General features: G+C 68.2%; 23 protein-coding genes and 1 pseudogene. 10 read left to right on the top strand and 14 right to left on the bottom strand.

All coding sequences use genetic code 11. From position 1 onward, the window contains the following. Positions 1–39 precede the first annotated feature (39 nt). From G554_RS18095 to ald, 5 genes are all read right to left on the bottom strand, one after another. Entirely contained in the window at positions 40–294 is a 255-nt protein-coding gene (locus G554_RS18095) for a hypothetical protein (protein WP_211220440.1), read from the bottom strand. Between the two features lie 36 nt (positions 295–330). Continuing rightward, entirely contained in the window at positions 331–726 is a 396-nt protein-coding gene (locus G554_RS18100; RefSeq protein ID WP_211220441.1) for a cyclase family protein, read from the bottom strand. Between the two features lie 240 nt (positions 727–966). Then, entirely contained in the window at positions 967–1,803 is an 837-nt protein-coding gene (locus G554_RS0108035; protein ID WP_036925107.1) for an ABC transporter ATP-binding protein, read from the bottom strand. A gap of 103 nt (positions 1,804–1,906) precedes the next feature. Then, positions 1,907–3,082 carry a carbohydrate kinase family protein gene (locus G554_RS15405; protein ID WP_211220442.1) on the bottom strand — a complete coding sequence of 392 codons (1,176 nt, stop codon included), beginning with the start codon at positions 3,080–3,082 and terminating at the stop codon, positions 1,907–1,909. Positions 3,083–3,346: 264 nt separating this feature from the next. Further along, positions 3,347–4,468 carry an alanine dehydrogenase gene (gene ald, locus G554_RS0108045; protein ID WP_027587506.1) on the bottom strand — a complete coding sequence of 374 codons (1,122 nt, stop codon included), beginning with the start codon at positions 4,466–4,468 and terminating at the stop codon, positions 3,347–3,349. A 208-nt stretch (positions 4,469–4,676) separates the two neighbouring features. Here ald and G554_RS15410 point away from each other — a divergent pair, with 208 nt between their 5' ends. After that, positions 4,677–4,886, top strand: coding sequence for a hypothetical protein (locus G554_RS15410; RefSeq protein ID WP_036925109.1), 210 nt, complete (start codon positions 4,677–4,679; stop codon positions 4,884–4,886). A 107-nt stretch (positions 4,887–4,993) separates the two neighbouring features. Here the strand turns inward: G554_RS15410 and G554_RS0108055 are convergent, their stop codons facing one another. Further along, positions 4,994–5,500, bottom strand: a complete 507-nt coding sequence (locus tag G554_RS0108055) for a VOC family protein (RefSeq protein ID WP_027587507.1) — start codon at positions 5,498–5,500, stop codon at positions 4,994–4,996. Positions 5,501–5,577: 77 nt separating this feature from the next. On the opposite strand from G554_RS0108055, the gene G554_RS0108060 reads away from it, so the two are divergent. Next, positions 5,578–6,354, top strand: coding sequence for a helix-turn-helix domain-containing protein (locus G554_RS0108060; protein WP_027587508.1), 777 nt, complete (start codon positions 5,578–5,580; stop codon positions 6,352–6,354). A 54-nt stretch (positions 6,355–6,408) separates the two neighbouring features. Here the strand turns inward: G554_RS0108060 and G554_RS0108065 are convergent, their stop codons facing one another. The 6 genes and pseudogenes from G554_RS0108065 to G554_RS0108090 all read right to left on the bottom strand — a co-directional run bounded on the left by G554_RS0108065 (position 6,409) and on the right by G554_RS0108090 (position 10,087). Beyond that, entirely contained in the window at positions 6,409–7,335 is a 927-nt protein-coding gene (locus tag G554_RS0108065; RefSeq protein ID WP_027587509.1) for an NAD(P)-dependent oxidoreductase, read from the bottom strand. 293 nt (positions 7,336–7,628) lie between these two features. Beyond that, a pseudogene (locus tag G554_RS15415) lies at positions 7,629–8,060 on the bottom strand (Hsp20/alpha crystallin family protein); the annotation flags it as partial. A gap of 235 nt (positions 8,061–8,295) precedes the next feature. Continuing rightward, complete coding sequence (locus G554_RS17645) at positions 8,296–8,469, bottom strand: hypothetical protein (protein ID WP_154654226.1); 174 nt, start codon at positions 8,467–8,469, stop codon at positions 8,296–8,298. A gap of 172 nt (positions 8,470–8,641) precedes the next feature. Further along, positions 8,642–8,977 (bottom strand): YnfA family protein, encoded by a 336-nt coding sequence (locus tag G554_RS0108080; protein WP_027587510.1) that lies wholly within the window; start codon positions 8,975–8,977, stop codon positions 8,642–8,644. A gap of 214 nt (positions 8,978–9,191) precedes the next feature. Beyond that, a complete protein-coding gene (locus G554_RS0108085; protein ID WP_027587511.1) occupies positions 9,192–9,401 on the bottom strand; it encodes a CsbD family protein in 210 nt (69 codons plus the stop codon). A gap of 83 nt (positions 9,402–9,484) precedes the next feature. Beyond that, positions 9,485–10,087, bottom strand: coding sequence for a GNAT family N-acetyltransferase (locus G554_RS0108090; protein ID WP_084648413.1), 603 nt, complete (start codon positions 10,085–10,087; stop codon positions 9,485–9,487). Between the two features lie 133 nt (positions 10,088–10,220). Here G554_RS0108090 and G554_RS15420 point away from each other — a divergent pair, with 133 nt between their 5' ends. From G554_RS15420 to G554_RS15425, 4 genes are all read left to right on the top strand, one after another. Next, positions 10,221–11,060 (top strand): 3'-5' exonuclease family protein, encoded by an 840-nt coding sequence (locus G554_RS15420; protein ID WP_051232726.1) that lies wholly within the window; start codon positions 10,221–10,223, stop codon positions 11,058–11,060. Between the two features lie 5 nt (positions 11,061–11,065). After that, positions 11,066–12,223, top strand: coding sequence for a GTPase family protein (locus G554_RS0108100; protein ID WP_027587513.1), 1,158 nt, complete (start codon positions 11,066–11,068; stop codon positions 12,221–12,223). Positions 12,224–12,546: 323 nt separating this feature from the next. Further along, positions 12,547–13,386 carry an NAD(P)-dependent oxidoreductase gene (locus tag G554_RS0108105; protein ID WP_027587514.1) on the top strand — a complete coding sequence of 280 codons (840 nt, stop codon included), beginning with the start codon at positions 12,547–12,549 and terminating at the stop codon, positions 13,384–13,386. A 139-nt stretch (positions 13,387–13,525) separates the two neighbouring features. Then, the gene (locus tag G554_RS15425) at positions 13,526–14,683 is read left to right on the top strand and encodes a hypothetical protein (protein WP_051232727.1); all 1,158 of its coding nucleotides are present in this window, start codon (positions 13,526–13,528) and stop codon (positions 14,681–14,683) included. Here the strand turns inward: G554_RS15425 and G554_RS0108115 are convergent. Further along, the gene (locus tag G554_RS0108115) at positions 14,647–15,108 is read right to left on the bottom strand and encodes a hypothetical protein (RefSeq protein ID WP_027587515.1); all 462 of its coding nucleotides are present in this window, start codon (positions 15,106–15,108) and stop codon (positions 14,647–14,649) included. The two genes, G554_RS15425 and G554_RS0108115, sit on opposite strands and share 37 nt — an antisense overlap. A 173-nt stretch (positions 15,109–15,281) precedes the next feature. Here G554_RS0108115 and G554_RS16760 point away from each other — a divergent pair, with 173 nt between their 5' ends. The 4 genes from G554_RS16760 (at position 15,282) to G554_RS0108135 (ending at position 17,696) form a co-directional block, all read left to right on the top strand. Next, positions 15,282–16,142, top strand: a complete 861-nt coding sequence (locus tag G554_RS16760) for a helix-turn-helix transcriptional regulator (protein ID WP_051232729.1) — start codon at positions 15,282–15,284, stop codon at positions 16,140–16,142. Then, complete coding sequence (locus tag G554_RS17825) at positions 16,139–16,393, top strand: DUF2249 domain-containing protein (protein ID WP_027587516.1); 255 nt, start codon at positions 16,139–16,141, stop codon at positions 16,391–16,393. The genes G554_RS16760 and G554_RS17825 overlap by 4 nt, the downstream gene beginning before the upstream one ends. 11 nt (positions 16,394–16,404) lie before the next feature. Continuing rightward, positions 16,405–16,809, top strand: a complete 405-nt coding sequence (locus G554_RS0108130) for a DUF488 family protein, N3 subclade (protein WP_051232731.1) — start codon at positions 16,405–16,407, stop codon at positions 16,807–16,809. 593 nt (positions 16,810–17,402) lie between these two features. Beyond that, entirely contained in the window at positions 17,403–17,696 is a 294-nt protein-coding gene (locus tag G554_RS0108135) for an MFS transporter (RefSeq protein WP_027587518.1), read from the top strand. Here the strand turns inward: G554_RS0108135 and G554_RS0108140 are convergent. Then, a partial coding sequence (locus G554_RS0108140) for an integrase core domain-containing protein (protein ID WP_027587519.1) occupies positions 17,684–17,997 on the bottom strand: 314 nt, incomplete at its 5' end. The two genes, G554_RS0108135 and G554_RS0108140, sit on opposite strands and share 13 nt — an antisense overlap.

Here is a 17,997-nt window from a genome sequence, read left to right on the forward strand (position 1 = left end):
GTTCGATCGGATTCTAGGGGAACGGTGAGGGTCCCGGTGTCACTCCTGGAGCCAAGCCATCGCGTTTACCTGAGCTGAGTCGACCCCCTTGACCCGTAGCGGCCCCAGCGTGAGTGACTTGATGGGCCGGTCGCCTAGGGGCGCCAGGGTCATGTCCTCGATCCCGGTGATGATGTGGTCGGTGTAGTTGCCCAGCAGCCACCGGTGGGCCTCGACGCCGTAGTCATTGGAGGGTGAACCGATCGACAGCCAGTCCATGCCGATGCAGCACAGGTCCTCGAACTCCTCGGCCAACCAACGGCACAGGTCCGGGTGGAGGCTGACTCCTTCCTACTCATAGGTGTGGGGATCGGTGAACTTGTACTTCTCGAAGCCGGTGCGGATCAGCAGCAGCCGCTTGCCTCGCAGCTGGTCGGCGAAGGGCTCCAGGTCGGCCTTGGTGACCACCGATCTCGGGACCCCGCGCTGGGGGACTTCGGCGACCAGCACCTCGTCTCCGGTATAGGCGAAGGTCTCGATGGGCAGGGTCTCGAAATCAGCCCCCTCGGGGTTGAAGTGGTGCGGGCCGTCCATGTGGGTCCCGAAGTGGTTGGGGAGGTGGATGATCTTGGAGTTGAAGGGTTTGCCGGTCTCGGAGATGACCGAGTCCTGTTCGACGGCGATGACCGGTTCGCCCGGGTAAGCATTGTCCTTGGGATCGAGCAGGTACGACAGATAGACGAACATCCTTGTTCTCCTTTGTTTTGAGGGTGTGCCGAGGCCGCAACTATGCGACGCCGGGTGTCGTCAGCGTAATCAGACATCTGATGACGTGGCAAGGAGTCATCCCGTAGGAGTGGGCGGGTCTCTCGGGGGGCGTGTTCCGGGACCTGTCCTGGGGTCTGCGCACGGCCCTGGAGCGCTCTGTGAGGGGGTTAGATCAGCTCTGGGTACGCGCTCCGATGCCTTGACGGGGCATCCAAATCACTACGAGGCAACTTCCGCATTCCGGAGGCTTCGTCGGGGACGCGAGGTCCGGGCGTTCCATCTGCCGTCGCGGTACTCGACCTCGATCGGGTAGTCGAAGGTGGCCGTGACATTGGCGCTGGTGAGCACCTCGGGCGCCGGTCCCGAGGCCACCACCCGGCCGTCGGCCAGCAGCAGCGCATGGGTCGTGGTGGCCGGCAGCTCCTCGAGGTGGTGGGTCACCAGCATCGAGCTGAGATCGGGGCGGGTCTCGGCGAGCAGGTCGATGGTGTCGAGCAGCTGTTCGCGGGCGGCGACGTCCAGCCCGGTGGTGGGCTCGTCCATCAGCAGCAGCGCCGGGTCGCAGATCAGCGCCCGGGCCACCAGGGCGCGCCCTCGCTCTCCCTGGGACAGGGTCTGCCAGCGGTCGTCCGCGATCCTGGCCAGACCCAGCGTCTCGATGAGCTCGTCGGCTCTCGCCAGCTCCTCGGCGCCGGGCCGCCAGCGCATCACGGGTGCGACGGTGCCGGTGATGCCGGTCAGCACCACCTCGCGGACGGTCGTGCCGGGACGCACCGGATGTCGGGGGTTGACGTGGCCGATGTGGCGTCTCAGCGCCTGCAGTTCCACCCGGCCGAGCTGGTGTCCGAGCACCCGGACGATTCCCGAGGTGGGATGCGTCACGGCTCCGCAGAATCCCAGAATGGTGGACTTCCCGGCGCCGTTGGCGCCCAGCATCACCCATCTCTCGCCGCGGCTCACCCGCAACGACACCCCGTGCAGGATCTCCTTGTTCTCGCGGCGGAAGGTCACGTCATCCAGGCTCAGGACGGTGGGGGAGGAGATGTCGAGCGGCATGGGAGTCCTTCGGGTCAGCTGCGGAACCATCCCAAGACTAGGGACTCCGTCGCCGGCTCGTCGCCCATCGACCGCGGATCATGCTGAAGGGGCTCGGCTCCGCTCAGAGGTCCCAGCCGATCGCTGCTGGCGCCGGTGCGGCTGCGCGGGCGTCCTGATCCAGACCGTCGAGGAAGCTGAAGCGGCGTCGCATCGACTGGTCGTCGACGGAGTCGCTGAGGCCGTGCCACCAGGCGCCGATCTCGGCCCAACCCGGGCACCCCATCGACCCGGTGAGGCCGCGCACCGCCAGGCTGGAGACCAGGCAGGCCAGGTCCAGACGCTGCGCCAGTGGCCAACCGGCCAGGCTCGCCCAGGTGAAGGCGGCATCGAAGACATCCCCGGCCCCGGTGGCATCGATCACTGATTCGGCCGGCACTAGGACTGCCTCGGCGTGAACCTCCTCGCCCGAACCGGAGTCCACCGCCCAGGCCCCCGACAACCCATCGGTGACCACGATCACCGGCACCCGCTCGGCCAACGCCCGGGCCGCCGAACGCGCCGAGTCGCGCCGGGTCAGCCCGCAGGCCTCCACGGCATTGGGGAGGAAAGCGGAGCAGACCGCCAGCTCCGCCAGCACCCCGCGATCCCACCGGCCGGTCTCGTCGAAACCGATATCGGCGATCACCGCGGTGCCCGCGGCGGCGGCCGCCCGGGTCCAGTCCGCGCCCTCCCCGGCGTGGAGCTGACCCAGATCGACCAGGGCGGCTCGCGGACAGGCTGCGCCGGCCAGCAGCTCGTCGGTGGTGACCGGGGCGGGTTTCTGATGGGTGAACATCCGTCGGTCCCCGGCATGGGTCACCGAGACGGTGACCGGCGTGGTCCAGTCCGGGCAGATCCGGCAGGCCGACACATCGATCCCCTCGGCCGCCAGCACCGACAGACAGAACCGGCCGGCCATGTCGTGGCCCAGTACGGTCGCCAGGCCGGTCCGCAGCCCCAGTCGGGCGCAGGCCACCGCGAGGTTGGCGACCCCACCGGGAGCGGTGGCCATCGTCTCGGCGCGGATCTCCTCGCCATTGGCCGGGATCCGTGGCAGGCCGGTCATCACCAGGTCCCAGAAGACGCTGCCGGTAAGGATCACGTCGGCCGCAGTGCCGGGCAGTGAGGGGGTATCGGGGTGTCCGGGCGTGCCGGGCAGTGCTGAGGCATTGGGCCGTGCTGAGGTGCCGGAGGAAGCGGGGACGGTGGTGCCCGCCGGACCGGCCGGGGTCGGGTCAACCCATTCGGGACAGATCACCCACCGCATTGTGCCCTGATCCTCATCATGACCACTCGAATCGGCCCGGACATCGCCGATCCCTGCCGGTCACGGCTCCAGACGTGCGCAGATTGCTCCCCAGACGGGGGTTCCTGCACTCTCAGCTGCACGAACCCCGGTCTGGGGAGCAATCTGCGCACCCCCTCGGTCCTCACCCCTCGGTTTTCACCCCGGCAAGGGGCACGGACCCACGGCCCCGCGCATCTCACCCCAGCGGGCGGCACGGCCTCACGGCCCCGGGCGTCACACGCCGGCCGGCACCTGACCCCACACCGCGCTCTCCAACCCCAGGGCCTGCCCCACCGGGGCACTGAACAGCTGCCCCTCACTGGTGGTCAGCCCGCGGGCCAGATCGGTCCGGGCCGCAAGTGCCTCTCGCCAGCCGGCATCGGCCAGCAGGGTGGCGTACTTCAAGGTGGCATTGGTGAGCGCATGGGTGGCGGTGTGGGGGACCGCGCCGGGCATATTGGCCACGCAGTAGAACACCGTGTCGGCGACCCGGAAGGTCGGGTCGGCATGGGTGGTGGGGTGGGAGTCGGCGAAGCAGCCTCCCTGGTCGATGGCGACGTCGACCAGCACCGTCCCGGGGCTCATCTCCTCGACGGTCTGATGGCTGACCAGGTGCGGGGTGCGGGCCCCGGGCACCAGCACCGATCCGATCACCAGGTCCGCCTCGGCGCAGGCGTGGGCCACTCCCAGCGATGTGGAGAACTCGGTGCAGACGGCCCCACCGGTGACCTCCTCGATGTAGCGCATCCGCTCCTCGTTGACGTCGAAGAGCCGCACCCGCGCTCCCATCCCGATCGCCACCCGCGCCGCGCACAGGCCGACCACTCCGCCGCCCAGCACCACGACCTCGCCCTTGTGGACGCCGGTCGCCCCGCCGAGCAGGGTGCCCTTGCCGCCGTAAGGCTGCATCAGGTGATGGGCGCCGACCTGGGTGGCCAGCCGTCCGGCGATCTCCGACATCGGGGACAGCAGCGGCAGGGCGCCGGACTCGGTCTCGACGGTCTCGTAGGCGATCGAGGTGACCCCGCGCTCCATCAGCGCCACGGCGAGCTCCCGGTTGGCGGCCAGGTGGAGATAGGTGAACAGCACCAGCCCCTCGTGCATCAGGGGGTACTCGGCGGGGATCGGCTCCTTGACCTTGAGGATCATCTCCGCTTGCTCCCACACCTCGGTGGCCTCATCGACGAGTGTGGCTCCGGCGGCCCGGAACTGGGCATCGGTGATCGCCGATCCCAGGCCGGCGCCCTTCTGGACCAGCACCTGGTGGCCGTGGGAGACCAGGGTGTGGACACCGGCGGGTGTGATCGCCACCCGGAACTCGTTGTTCTTGATCTCGGTGGGTACTGCGACTCGCATCGGCTCTTCTCCTTTGATGAGCACGTCCGGACATCCACCCTACCGGCGGTCGATGTCGCGGGCAGTGCTTCCGGGATCAGCGCAGGCCCGTAGGCTGGCAGCTACCGGGTCAGCGCGGACCCCGACCGGGGAGACGCCGTCGGCACGGGCGCGGCAGGCCCGGAGACACCTGTTCAGACGCACGGAAGCCACCACCGTAGGGAGAGACATGAGCGACGACATCGACATCCAGGATCAGTGGCCCGAGCTGTTCGCCCAGCTCGGCCCCGAGCAGCGCGAGTCGGCCGCCCAGGCCCTGGCGCACGCCAAGCGGGAAGGACGGCAGGTCACCCGGGAGGACGTCATCGAGATCATCGATGCGACCCGGGGGGCGCTGCCGCCCGAGGAGCTCACCCGGCGCAACATGCCACCTCAGTAACAGGCAGCAGTGACAGGCAGCCGGCCACTCGCCCATCGCAGCCCGAATCGGCGGAGGCTCGACGACCGGATCCCGCCCCATGAACGACCGGCGAGATGAGATCGAGGCTATGAGAAGGACGCGGCCCACTCCGCGACCCGGCGGGAGCTCTCCTCCTCGGACAAGTCCTCGACTCGACTCATCACCGACCAGCGCACCCCGAACGGGTCGCGGATGCTGGCGTAACGGTCACCCGAGACGAAGGTGGCGAGTTCCTCTCGAACCGTTGCCCCGGCAGCGACCGCTCGCTCGACGACGGCGTCGACGTCGGGCACATAGAGTCCCAGCGAGTAGCAGGCCATCTCGCCCTCTGGCGGCGGCACAAGCTGGTAGTCCGGGCTGGGAACACCCAGCTGCAGGTGGCCGAGCCCGAGGTCGAGTTCGGCGTGAACGAGCTGACCGTTCATCTCGGTGACGTCGATGACACGGGCACCGAAGACCTCGCGGTAGAACTCGATCGCGCCGGCGGCATCGGTCACTGCCAGGAAGGGAGTCAGAGAGGTCATCCCGTGGGGCCGACCGTCGGTGGTGAATGTGCCGGTGACGCCCCGGCTCGGCGTGTCCTTCTCAGTCATGCGGCCATCATGCGGCCGTCACGGCGTCAACAGCTTGGAGATGCGCGCCACCTGGGCGACCCGTCTATCGTGACACCATGGTCGACCCGTCACGAGGGGTGCTGTTCCCATCGCGACTGACCGCGTTCCAGCGTTCTGCGCCCCCGCAGGCGGCGGAGGATCTGGTCCAGTGGTTCTGGATACCGGAGTGGGATCTCGAACCGGGGGTCATGTCACGACAGACGGTCCTCAGCTATCCGGCACTGAACCTGGTCGTCGAGCCGCACGGGGTCTCGCTCGTGGGCGCAACGACGCGGATGAGCGAACGGATACTTCAGGGCAGCGGCTGGGCGGTGGGTGCACTTCTGCGGCCCGCGGCGGTGCGCACGCTGACATCGGATGCGAGCTCTCTTGTCGACACCGAGCGACCCTTCAGCGCGCCTGCTCTTCATGCCCAGGTCCTCGCCGCGATGAGTGGTGCACGCGACAGGCATCAGCAGGCGGTCGAGATCTTCTCGCGATGGCTCCGCGCCCGGGCAGGCGACCTCCCGTCCGTCGCCCGGCACGCGAACCTGATGCCGGAAGTGCTGATCGGCCAGGACGGCGCGAACACCCCCGCCGAGGCGGCTGCGCGGCTCGCGGTGTCGCTGCGCACCCTGCAACGCATGACACGCCGGTACATCGGTCTGCCACCGGCTGCCGTCATCCGACGTCGACGGCTGCAGGAAGCCGCACAACTGGTGCGCGAACACCCCGATGTCTCCCTCGCCACGATTGCTGCTGATCTGGGCTACGCCGACCACGCCCATCTCGCCGGAGATTTCCGCAGCGTGCCCGGTCTCACCCCCAGCGACTACCGCACCGAGTCATCGTGAGGCGCGTGCCCGGCCTGCCCTGCGGTGGTCTGTCGGCGCCGCGGAGACGCCCCCTCAGCTGCGCAGCACGATGTTGACAGGCTCCTGACCACGGGCCAGCCTCTCGGCCTGCCGGGCGATCAGCCGGACCATCCGCGGCTCCAGGGCCGAGGAGTTCCCACCGATGTGAGGGGTGATGATGGCATCGCTCATCGACCACAGCGGGTGGCCCTTGGGCAGCGGTTCGGGGTCCCAGACGTCGCTGGCCACCCGGATCCGACCGCGTCTCATATGGTCCACCAGGGCATCGGTGTCGACCGTCGGTCCACGACCGATGTTGACCAGCAGGGCCCCCTCGGGGAGCGCCGCCAGTACCGCATCGTCGATGAGGTGGTAGGTTTCCTCCCCGCCCGGCAGCGCGTTGATGAGGATGTCGGCCCGCGGCAGCAGGTCGGGCAGCTCGCCGATGCCATGGATCTGGACGCCGTCCTGCTCGCGGGCGCGGTGGGCCACCGGCACCAGCTCGACCTCGAAACCTTCCAGACGTCGCGCGATGGCCTTGCCGACCCCGCCGTAGCCGAGCATCACGATCCGCCGGTCGGCCAGCCCGGGGGCGTCCAGGACATGCCACTCGCCGTGCCGCTGGAAGTCCATGAACTCGTCGAGGCGACGCTGGGCCGCCAGCAGCAGGGCGAGGGTGAGCTCAGCGGTGGCGGTCTCGTGGACCGAGGAGGCGTTGGCATAGACGACGCCGGGCGGCAGGGTCTCCTTGACCCCGTCGTAGCCGATCGCCCCGCCCTGGACGAAATGACAGCCCAGCGCGGCCAGATCGGGCAGCGGGTGACGCGGCCCGACCGCCTCGGGGACATACATGTCGATGTGATCGCAGGGCGGTTCGCCGGTCCCGTCCCAGGTCACCAGTGTGGTGTCGAGGGCCGGGTCGAGGCGTGCGGCGACGTCGTCGGTCAGCTGCTGGGAGGGGAGAGAAACCACAATGGTCATGGCATGAAGGCTATATCTGCGCGTCGGCCTCGTCCCGATCCTCGGTGCCGCTCGGGTTTCTCGGCGGCCTTCCGGCAGGAATCGGGATGTGGCGCTCGCGAACCCGGATCACTGGCCCCGGGCGATGAAACGGCCCGCCCACAGTGACGTGGGCGGGCCGTTACATCATCTGGCTATCTGGAAGCCGGGCCTCAGGCGTTCTGGGGCTGCTTGGCGGTGTCCGCAGCGGCGGTGTTCTGCGCGCTGGCGGTGTCCGCGGAGCTGGTGTCCGTGGCGTCGACCGACGCCGTGGCGCCGGTGCCGACCTGCCCCTGACCGTGGGTCACCTGGATCTTCTGCGGCTTGGCCTGCTCGGCCACCGGGATCGTGATGACGAGTTCACCGTTGCTGTAGTCGGCCGAGATCTTGCTGGCATCCAAGCCGGTGTCCAGGCTCAACTGACGGGCGAAGGATCCGTAGCTGCGCTCACGGGAGACCCAGCCGGAGTGCTCGTCGTGCTTGACGTCCTGGGATGTGCGCTCGGCGCGCACAGTGAGCACGTTGTCGTTGACATCGATATCGATGCTGGCGGGATCCACTCCCGGCAGATCCATCTTGGCGACGTAGTTGTCGGCGTCACGATAGACATCCATCGGCATCAGCTTGGTGTCACCTGCTGCCATCTGGGCGAACTGATCGAAGAAACGATCAAGACCACGGAACGGATTGACCTCAACGAGAGCCATTGTGTTCCCCCTTCTGACGGGCGGGCCCCGGAGTCTCCGGAACCCTGAAAATTCAGTTCTCCGTGGCGGTTCGGGGGTCCTGGGGGCTTCACTGCTGGAGGCCTTCCGGCCTGCCGCCCCGACGGCTCCCATCGCCGTCACGTGTAGTGGAACCGGTTCAGGGGAGGAGATATTCCAGGATTGAACGCGAAAGGCTCAACTTTCTCACGATGTGACCATCAGGCCTTGTCAGAGCTCAGCCCTCGCTGTGGTTGACCCGGATGTTCGCTCGTGAGGCGGCGCATCCGGCGTGCATCAGGGCGATCCGGTCGGGTTCGCCGTTGAGGGTGGAGTACTGGATGGCGATGGCGTCGGAGGTCCAGTCCAGTGCCTCGCCACACCCTGGGCAGATAGTCGTCTCGGTGTGCATGCTGTCTCCTCAAGCCTGCGTGCCCGACCTGCGTGTGGCGCGCCGCCGGGCTGTCTCGCGGGTACTTCGAGGCTCCCGGACCTGATTGTCTGGAAGGTTAGGTGCCCAACGTTTCATCCGGATTGCGATCACTGCTCGATCCGAGAACCGCTGCGGGCCGCCGGACCGGTCCTCAGCCGGCCCGCGGGGTGTACATGATGACCGCCACCCCGGCCAGGCAGATGAGGGCGCCGATGACATCGGTGCGGGCCGGGCGGAAGCCATCGAAGACCATGCCCCAGGCCAGCGAGCCGGCCACGAAGACACCGCCGTAGGCCGCCAGGATGCGGCCGAAGGACGAGTCCGGCTGGAGGGTGGCGACGAATCCGTAGGCCCCCAGAGCGATCACCCCGGCCCCGATCCACCACCAGCCGCGGTGCTCACGCACTCCCTGCCAGACCAACCAGCATCCGCCGATCTCGGCGACGGCAGCGGCGATGAACAGCACGATCGATCTCAGGACGTCCATGGGCCCACTCTCTCATCGGCCACCTGGCCCGCCTGCGGCCACGAGACACGACTGCGGCGGCATCCCGATCGGGATGCCGCCGCAGAAGGGTTCCGGGACACCGCTGCTCGACGTCGCAGCGCGGTGCCGCCGCCTGAGTCCCTCGTGTCGCCGACCGCGTCCCTCAGGCGGTCGGTCGGCGGCTCTCAGGCCCGATCCGGGGATCGGTTCCAGCTCACTTGTCCTTGTCGCGTCCGAGGGTGTCCTTCAGACGGTTGCCGGCGGCCTTGAGTCCTGCCTTGGCGTCCTCCAGGCCATCCTTGACCTTGCCCTCAGTCTTCTGGGCGCGGCCGTCGGCCTCGGTGTCCTTGTCTCCGGTGATCTTGCCCGCGGTCTCCTTGACCGTGCCCTCGACCTTGTCGAACTTGGGGTCGTTGTCAGTCATAGTTCCTCCTTGATGGCGGTCATTACCTTCAAGCCTCGCACGGTATGACGGACTTTCAAGGCCGGCCCGTGGGCGCCCGCGGCCTACAGGGCCTTGGAGAACTCCCGGAAGTACAACCCCTCGACCCGCGGCAGTCCGAAGCGCGGGTTGTCATAGGGGAACTGCGAGGTCGCCCCGGTCGGCCGGAAGCCCCGGCGTCGGTACCAGGCGATCAGTTCGGAGCGGCAGGCGATGACGGTGAGTCGCATCTCGGTCAGGCCCCAGTCCTGGCGGGCCAGCTGCTCGGCACGGCCCATCAGCAGACTGCCCAGCCCGGTGGCCTGGAGTCGGGGATCGACCGCGAACATTCCGAAGTAGGCGTGATCCTCATGACGCTGGAGCTCGCAGCTGCCGACGATCTGGCCGCCCTGCCGGGCGGTGAGCAGGCCTCCCGCCGGGCTGTTGATGAGCTCGCTGATCTCGGCCAGGTCCGTTCGCTGGCCGGCCAGCAGATGCGACTCGGTGGTCCAGCCGGCGTCCTCGCCGATGGCCCGGTAGGCCGCCTCGACGACGCGATGGATGCGCCGCGCGTCGTCGGTGGTGGCGAAGGAGAAGGTCACCGGTGCCGAGGAGTGCTGGCAGCCGGAAGGATCCGCAGAGCTGCTCCGGCTCGTCGAAGTGGAGGTGCTGGTGGTGACGGAGCTCATAGCGATCCAGTATGCGCCATACCCCCGGGGCAACGGGAGGCGGTCATGCTGCGAGAAAACTGTCAGTGGTCGCAGTGCACAGTAGAGGCATCAGAGTCGAGGAGACGGCCGGCGGCCGCAGGAGGGCGCGATCATGAACTGGACGGAGGCCCCGTGGTTGGGCCTGGACACCGAGACCACCAGCCCCGATCCGCACACCGCCAGGCTGGTGACCGCAGCCCTGGTGCTGCGCCCGGACGGCGCCGGCGATCAGCAGCCTGAGGGCGGTGACGCCGGTACCGCCGGTTCCCATCCGGAGATCGGCGAGCGTACCGGAACCCGCCAGGGGGATTCCGGCGCTGACCGGTTGCGCACCTGGCTGGCCGATCCCGGCGTCCCGATCCCGGCCGGCGCCACCGCGATCCACGGCATCTCGACCCAGACCGCCCGCCGCGAGGGCAGGCCGATCGTGGAGGTGCTCGATGAGCTGGCCACCGCCCTGGTGGACCACTGGCAGCAGGGCTTCCCGGTGGTGGTCTTCAATGCTCCCTTCGACCTCACCCTCATCAACGCCGAGCTGCGACGCCACCAGCTGGGATCCCTGGAGGAGCGGCTCGGCGCAGACCCGGCGCCGGTGATCGACCCCCTGGTGCTGGACCACGGCCTGGACCGCTACCGGCGCGGCAAGCGCACCCTCGCCGCGATGACCTCGGTCTACGGGGTGCCGCTGGCCGAGAACGCCCACACCGCCGAGGTCGACGTCGACATGATGCTCGGGGTGCTGGCCGCGATGGCCGCGAAGTTCCCGCAGACCGCCTCGATGGATGCCGCCGCCCTGCACGACTTCCAGATCGACAACCACCGGACATGGGCCGACAGTTTCGGATCATGGCTGGCCTCCAGGGGCCGCCCCGACACCATCTCGCGCAGTTGGCCCCAGGAGGAGCCGGCGGTCGAGCTGGCATCCCAGGGTGGCCCCCGCTCCATAGACTGAACGGCATGGCAAAGAAACCGCCCGACGACTCCCCGAAGATCGATGATCGCCCCTTCATCGACGCCAACTCGAAGGCCAGGAGCCGCTACGGACGGTTCAACCTGGCGGTCATCGGAGGCACCGGGGTGGGCAAGTCCTCCCTGGTGAACGCCGTCTTCGCCCGTGACCTCGCCGCTGTCGGCAAGGGCATGCCGCTGACCAGCGGGGTGAACTACTACCACGACGAGTCGCTGGGCATCTGGGACTTCGAGGGATTCGAGATCGGCACCCAGGCCTCCCCGGCCGCCGCCCTGAGATCCCACCTGGCCACCATCGCCGCGCGTCCGGCCGACGAGCAGATCGCCGTCGTCTGGTTCTGCGTGCTGGCCGACGCCGACCGATTGACCCGCGCCGACATCGAGATGATCCGCGAGCTGGACGCCGGTGGGCTGCCGGTGATCCTGGTGCTCACCAAGGTCGACTGGGAGCGCAACCCGGTGACCGCCAAGTACTCCATGCCCCATGACACCGAGGAGTTCCGCGACTGGCTGGAGAAGCCGGTGGACAACGCCGGGCGGCCCATCCACCTGCCCATCCAGCGGGTCATCGCCACCGCCACCCGGGATCGTCACGGAAAGGGCACGGGGCACGGGCTCGGTGAACTCGTCGAGGCCACCCTGGAGCTGTCGCCCCGCAACGAGAAGGACGCGTTTCGCATCGCTCAACGACTCAACCTCCCCTGGAAACGGCAGATGGCCCGACCCGTCATCGCTGCTGCGTCGGCTGCCGCTGCCGCAGCTGCCGCAGTTCCCATCCCCGTCGCGGATGCGACCACCCTGGCGCCGATCCAGATGACGATGATGGGCCGGATCGCGACCATCTACGACCTGGAACTCACCTCGATGCTGTCGACCTCGGCGCTGGCGCAACTGGCCGCTCAGCTGAGTGGTCAGGCGCTGGCCCGGAGCTTTCTCAAGCTCGTCCCGGTGGCCGGCAGCGTCATCAATGCCGGGGTGGCCTCCTCGATCACCGCGGCCACCGGGGAGGGCTGGATGAAGCTGTGCGAACAGGTGCACACCGGCAGGATCGACCCGGACAAGGTCTCCGATGTCATCGGCGAGTACACCCCCGGGATCGTCTCGGTGGTCTCCAAGCTCGCGTTGCGCAAGATCGGCAAGCACTGAGGCCTTCCGGCTGCGGGTAACCACGCGCCGACGCGGCCTGCGCTGCGCACTGACATCGGCCTGCGTCGCATGGTCGTCACGTGCTGACGTGGCCTGCGCTGCGCACTGACATCGGCCTGTGTCGCGCGGTCGTCACGTGCCTTTCGCTGCGCAGATCACTCCGCAGACGGGGGTGTCTGCACTCCTGGCTGCACGAACCCCCGTCTGCGGAGTGATCTGCGCAGCTGGCCGTCGGGAATGAACCGGATCCCGGCCACGCTCTACCGGAGGACGGCTGATATCCGCCTACTGCCAGGGAATGGGAGATTCAGATGGTTCAGTCAGTGGCAGTTCTGGGACTCGGCACGATGGGCGCTGCGATGGCCACCCGGCTCGCCGACACCGATCTGAAGGTGACGGTGTGGAATCGCTCCCCGAAACGCACCGAGCCCTTCCGCAACGGTCCGGCGCGGGTCGCCGACTCGGCAGCACGGGCCGTCGAGGGGGCCGACGCCGTCCTCACGATGGTCTTCGATGCCGTCGCCCTGGACGAGGTGATGGCCACCGCGCTCCCGGCGATGTCGAAGGGTGCGATCTGGATGCAGTCCTCCACCATCGGTCCCGAGGCCGCCGGCCAGCAGGCCGAGAAGGCCGCCAGGGCCGGGGTGCGCTATGTCGACGCCCCGATGCTGGGCACCAAGGGGCCGGCCGAGCAGGGCACCTTCAAAGCTCTGGTGGCCGGTGACCCTGAGGTGATCCAGCAGCTCGAGCCGGTGCTGGACGCCGTCGCCTCGGCCACCCTGAGAGTCGGTGAGGCCGCCCCGGCAGCCTCGGCCCTCAAGGTCGCGATGAACACCTGGATCGCCACCATCACCGCCGGAATCGGCCAGGCGATGACCGTCGCCCAGCGTCTCGGGGTGGACCCGGCCCTGGTCCTCGACGCCCTGGAGGGCACCGGTGTCGACAGCCCGTACGCCCACATCAAGGGCAAGGCGATCCTGGCCGACGACTTCACCCCCTCCTTCGACGTCGCCGGGCTCCTCAAGGATCTCCGGCTGGCGAGCTCCCAGACCGACGGCATCTCGCCGGAACTGCTCGATGCCCTGGAGGCGTTGTACGCTCGGGCGGCCGAGAACGACGGCGGACAGGACATCGCGGCGGTCTGGAAGGCCTTCCAGAGCTGAGACCGGCCGGAACCCCCGGCCGGAGCCGACAACCCACGATCCTCAGGAGAGCCCAGCACCGATGACCCCACCACGGACCCCTCACGCCCGCCGACCGCGCATCAGGATCAGCAGCCTGTGGACTCTCCCCAAAGAGCACATGCCGGCTCTCGTCGTGGCGCTCATCGTGGCCGTCGTCGGTCCGCTGTTCGTGGCCTCCTACAGCCTGGGGATGGGCGATCCCAACCCGCGCAATGTGCCGATCGGAGTGGTGGGGGACTCGATGGATGCCACCGCGATCTCGCGCACCCTCGACGACACCGGCGAGCAGATGTTCGAGGTCAGCGAGTACCCGAACCTGCCGGTGGCCAGGGAGGCGATGGAGCACCAGCGGATCTTCGCCATCATCGATCCCGCCGCCAAGCCGCCGACGATGTGGATCTCCAGCGCATCGGGGGCCTCGGTGGCCCAGCTGCTGTCCCAGCACCAGTCCTCGCTGAGCGCGGTGGTCGGCAATGATCTCCAGATCGTCGACGCCCACCCGTTGGCGCCCCATGATCCGAACGGCCTGGTGCTGTTCTACCTGGCTCTGGGCGGCACCATTCTCGGTTTCGTCGGCGCCATCCAGACCCGGCTCAACGCCAACAAGATGACCCTGGCCGCCGATTTCGGGTGGGACGCCGTCAGGTCCCTGATGGTCGCCCTGACGATGACCCTGGTGATCGGCCCGGTGCTCGGCCTGGAGGTCCTGCCGGTGCTGCCGGTCTGGCTGATCCTGGCGGCCACGATGTTCATCGCCGGAGCGGTCTACAGCTTCTGGCGGGTCACCATCGGCGGCAGGTGGGCGCTGCTGCCGACCTGGGTCACCTTCGTCATCATCGCCAACCCGTCCTCGGGCGGTGCGGTCGCCCCCGAACTGCTGCCACCGTTCTACGAGTTCATGGGACGGTGGCTGCCCACCGGTGCGACGGTGCGGGCGATCCGCGACGTCACCTACTTCCCGGACGCCGTGCACGCCGAGCCCTTCCTGGTGCTGGGAGCCTGGATGGTCGGCTCGTCGATCCTGTTCGGGGTGGTCCGGGTGATGCGCCACGGCTCCGGGGTGATCGCCCCGAGGACCGCGGCGGTGCCGCCGGTCGCCCCGCCTCCGGCTCAACCGGAGCAGGCCGCAGCTGCGCAACAGGATGCGGTGGTGCCCCGGCCCGGCCAGGTGGGGTCGGCCGACAGCGGTGACGATCAGTCCGCCTCTGGGGCCACCGAGGCTCCTGGCAGCGGTGAGGATCAGTCCACCTCGGGGGCCACCGAGCCCCCGCGCTGACGCCTGGTCACCACCAGGGCCTGGACCGAGAGCACCAGCACCGCCAGCACCGCCAGCATGAAGGCGTTGGGGGTGATCCAGGCCGCGGCGGAGTGCAGCGGATCGTCGAAGATGGCCTCTCCCAGATGGAATCCGCCCTCCTTGATGAGGGCGGCGGCCTCACCGGCGTTGCCGATCAGGAAGAGCACCTGCACCACGAACAGGATCGTGCAGGTGACGCCGATCGCGCGCGACGGCCGCGGACCTCCAGGGGCGACAGTCCTGCGCAGCCCTGCCACCAGCCACAGCGAGATCGCCCCGAGGGCGATCATCAGGATGTGCAGGACCAAGTGGTCCACCACACCGCCATCGGGGCCGCCGATCACGATCATCCCGATGAACGGTGCGATGATCGTCAGCCACAGTCCTGCCACGTACCTGCCCATGAACCCGACCTCTCTCGAGCCCCTGCGTCGCTGTGTGACGTCAGGGTGATGGCGCACTGTATGGCGGCGAAGGGTCAGATCGAGGGGCCCGATCCGGTCGGGCCCGGACGCGGGTGGGATGAGCCTCGACCCGGCCCGTGCGTGAATAGAAAGGATGATGATACTTTTTATTCATGGGAGTCGGGAGTCAGCGAGAGAGCCGATCGGCGGACACGGTCGACTCCGGTCTGGCCGGCCCCGCCGCCACTGGCGCAACCGGCTCACCCTCCGCGGCTGCGGAGCGCGTGCTGGCCGCGATGCGCGAGGCCCCGGGTCCGGTCACCGCTCAGCAGATCGGCGAGGTGCTCGGCCTGCACCCGACCACCGTTCGCTTCCACCTGGAGCGCCTGGCGGCCTGCGGACACGTCATCGGCGAGCGGCACCACGCCGGCAGCCGGGGACGTCCGGGTCTGCGCTACCGGCTCCTCCCCTCGGCCGCGGCCTCCTCCGGGTCGGCCCCGCTCGCCGACGTGGAGGCGACCTGGCGTCCGATGGTCGGTGCACTGGCGACCGCTCTCGAGGCGACCGGTCGGCAGGTCGGTACCGGCGTGCTGCGGCACCAGGCCCGTGCGGCGGGTCGGCGCTGGGTCGACGAGCTGTGGGCCGAGCATCCCGTCGGCATGGTCCCGCTGTTCGCCAGGCTCGGCTTCTCACCGGAACTGTCGGGGGAGGGGGTGCGGTTGCGCAGCTGCCCGTTCCTGGCCTCCGCGCGCGGCCACCGGGAGGCGATCTGCGAGATCCACTGCGGGCTGGCCCAGCGCCTCGCCGAGCGGGAGGGGCTGATCAGCGGGCAGGACGACGGGACCGGCGTCTGGCTCCATCCCTTCGCCGAGCCGAACGCCTGCCGGCTCGAGATCGTCGCGTCCTCGCCGATGCCGGCCAGCCGGGGAACCGGCCCCTCCGCAGCGACGGCCCTGGCCGCCGCACCCGCCACAGCTTCATCCATCACACCCCCATCCGCACCCTGCGGAACGACACCAAAGGACGCATCATGACCCAGCAGGACCAGACATCCCAGCCCGCCGCCGACGAGCCGGTGCTCGAGGTGATCTCGCTGCCCAGACAGATCCGTCATGGCGCGGTGATCGGATCCTTCGAGTCGCTGGCGCCCGGCGGCACCCTGGTGATCCGGACCCCGCGCGATCCGCTGCCCCTGCTCGGGCAGCTGCGCGACCGCTTCGACGTCGGCGTGGACTACCTGCAGTCCGGACCGACCCAGTGGCTGATCCGCCTGACCCGTCGATGACCGGGGCAGGGATGACCGAGGCGAGTGGCCCCTTCGATGGTGGCCCCGGGTCGCGGCCCGTGATCCGGATCAAGCGGGTCTACGACGTACCAGTCGCGGCGGACGGCACGCGGGTCCTGGTCGACCGGTTGTGGCCCCGCGGCATGTCGCACCAGCGTGCGGGGCTCGACGAGTGGTTCAAGGAGATCGCCCCGACCCCCGAGCTGCGCACCTGGTGGAAGCACGACCCGGCGCGGATGACCGAGTTCGCCGCCCGCTACCGCCATGAGCTCGACACCCGGCCGCAGGCCCGGGAGGCCGTCGAGCGGGTACTCGAGCTGGCGGGCCAGGGCCGGGTGGTCACCCTCGTCTACGCGGCCAAGGACGAGCGGGTCAATCACGCCAGAATCCTCGCGCAGTATCTGCGAGACGCCTGACCCCCGCTGTTCGGCGACCGGGACTGTTGTCCCACAGTTTTATGAGACTGTCCGCTGATCGAAAATCGCATCAACGGCCCCCGGGTCCCAGCGGGTTTACCCGTGCCTCTCACTGGTCGCTCCCGCAGAGCCCGCGACATCCCCCAGACACAAGCGCAAGCGACAATCCCAGGTGCTGGGATCAGGGTCCGGATCACAGCAGGGCTGGCGTCCCCCGTTCGGAGCTCCTGGAGAGTAATCCAACCTGATGGACAAGACGTCTACTTAGTAATACTCTGCGAGAGGTAACGAAGGAGTTGCCGGTACTGGTGCGACAGCGCATCGGTCAGTGCTGAGTGAACCGGGCCGAGGGTGCCGTCCTGCAGATGGGCGCACCTGAGGGAAGTTCCCGGGGAACGGGAAGGGCGACGACCTCGATGTCGAGGATCCCGATCCCGCGTTGATGCCATCGGAGGGAGGCGTCGATCGGGTCGACGGCACGCGGGTGCCGAGACCACCCGCCGCACACACCGAGGTGGCAGCGCCGCGAGGGCTGAGGACAACGGAGTCGTGACAGGCGAATCGTCTGGATCGGGTAGAGAAAAAAGGTTGACGTGAGACATCAGGGGCAGGTGAAGCACAGCAATGGGCCCATCGTTGCACTGTTGCTGATCATGTATGTGATCGTGGCGATGGGGGATAATTTCAAGGGAATCTTCGCTCCCTACTTCAAGCAGGAGTTCCACGTCGAGGACACCCAGATCGGGCTGGTGATGACTGCCAGCCTCTTCGCCTATGCGGTGTTCCAGTACATCGGCGGGAATCTGATCGGCCGGTACGGGTACAAGAAGGTTGGACTGCTTGCCGTTTCTCGGACACGCCCAAACACTTGGTTTCAGGCCACCTGACGTGATTCCCTGTACTCCGCCTCAATCTCATTAGGGGTCCGATACCCCAACGACGAGTGAAGACGTTTCTGATTATACCTGAGCTCGATCCACCGCACAATATCCCGGACCGCCTCATCCTTGGTCCGATAGATTACCCGGTGCACCCTCTCGTTCTTCAACGTCGCATTGAACGACTCCGCCCACGCATTATCCCAGCACAGTCCCGTCCTCCCCACGGACAGTCTGATATCATAGGACTCGAGCAGCTCGGTGAATTCCTTCGACATGTACTGCGACCCATGATCCGAATGGAAAATGG

It is taken from the genome of Acidipropionibacterium thoenii DSM 20276 (genome assembly GCF_000423445.1).
Taxonomy (GTDB): domain Bacteria; phylum Actinomycetota; class Actinomycetes; order Propionibacteriales; family Propionibacteriaceae; genus Acidipropionibacterium; species Acidipropionibacterium thoenii.

Bases quoted from the DNA above. Each gene is read 5' to 3' on its own strand.
- G554_RS18100 (WP_211220441.1), bottom strand. From the start codon at position 726: ATGTTCGTCTATCTGTCGTACCTGCTCGATCCCAAGGACAATGCTTAC.
- G554_RS16760 (WP_051232729.1), top strand. From the start codon at position 15,282: ATGGGAGTCGGGAGTCAGCGAGAGAGCCGATCGGCGGACACGGTCGAC.
- G554_RS0108090 (WP_084648413.1), bottom strand. From the start codon at position 10,087: ATGAGCTCCGTCACCACCAGCACCTCCACTTCGACGAGCCGGAGCAGC.
- ald (WP_027587506.1), bottom strand. From the start codon at position 4,468: ATGCGAGTCGCAGTACCCACCGAGATCAAGAACAACGAGTTCCGGGTG.
- G554_RS15420 (WP_051232726.1), top strand. From the start codon at position 10,221: ATGAACTGGACGGAGGCCCCGTGGTTGGGCCTGGACACCGAGACCACC.
- G554_RS0108060 (WP_027587508.1), top strand. From the start codon at position 5,578: ATGGTCGACCCGTCACGAGGGGTGCTGTTCCCATCGCGACTGACCGCG.
- G554_RS0108055 (WP_027587507.1), bottom strand. From the start codon at position 5,500: ATGACTGAGAAGGACACGCCGAGCCGGGGCGTCACCGGCACATTCACC.
- G554_RS0108065 (WP_027587509.1), bottom strand. From the start codon at position 7,335: ATGACCATTGTGGTTTCTCTCCCCTCCCAGCAGCTGACCGACGACGTC.
- G554_RS0108035 (WP_036925107.1), bottom strand. From the start codon at position 1,803: ATGCCGCTCGACATCTCCTCCCCCACCGTCCTGAGCCTGGATGACGTG.
- G554_RS0108130 (WP_051232731.1), top strand. From the start codon at position 16,405: ATGACCGAGGCGAGTGGCCCCTTCGATGGTGGCCCCGGGTCGCGGCCC.
- G554_RS0108085 (WP_027587511.1), bottom strand. From the start codon at position 9,401: ATGACTGACAACGACCCCAAGTTCGACAAGGTCGAGGGCACGGTCAAG.
- G554_RS17825 (WP_027587516.1), top strand. From the start codon at position 16,139: ATGACCCAGCAGGACCAGACATCCCAGCCCGCCGCCGACGAGCCGGTG.
- G554_RS0108080 (WP_027587510.1), bottom strand. From the start codon at position 8,977: ATGGACGTCCTGAGATCGATCGTGCTGTTCATCGCCGCTGCCGTCGCC.
- G554_RS15410 (WP_036925109.1), top strand. From the start codon at position 4,677: ATGAGCGACGACATCGACATCCAGGATCAGTGGCCCGAGCTGTTCGCC.
- G554_RS0108115 (WP_027587515.1), bottom strand. From the start codon at position 15,108: ATGGGCAGGTACGTGGCAGGACTGTGGCTGACGATCATCGCACCGTTC.
- G554_RS15425 (WP_051232727.1), top strand. From the start codon at position 13,526: ATGCCGGCTCTCGTCGTGGCGCTCATCGTGGCCGTCGTCGGTCCGCTG.
- G554_RS0108100 (WP_027587513.1), top strand. From the start codon at position 11,066: ATGGCAAAGAAACCGCCCGACGACTCCCCGAAGATCGATGATCGCCCC.
- G554_RS17645 (WP_154654226.1), bottom strand. From the start codon at position 8,469: ATGCACACCGAGACGACTATCTGCCCAGGGTGTGGCGAGGCACTGGAC.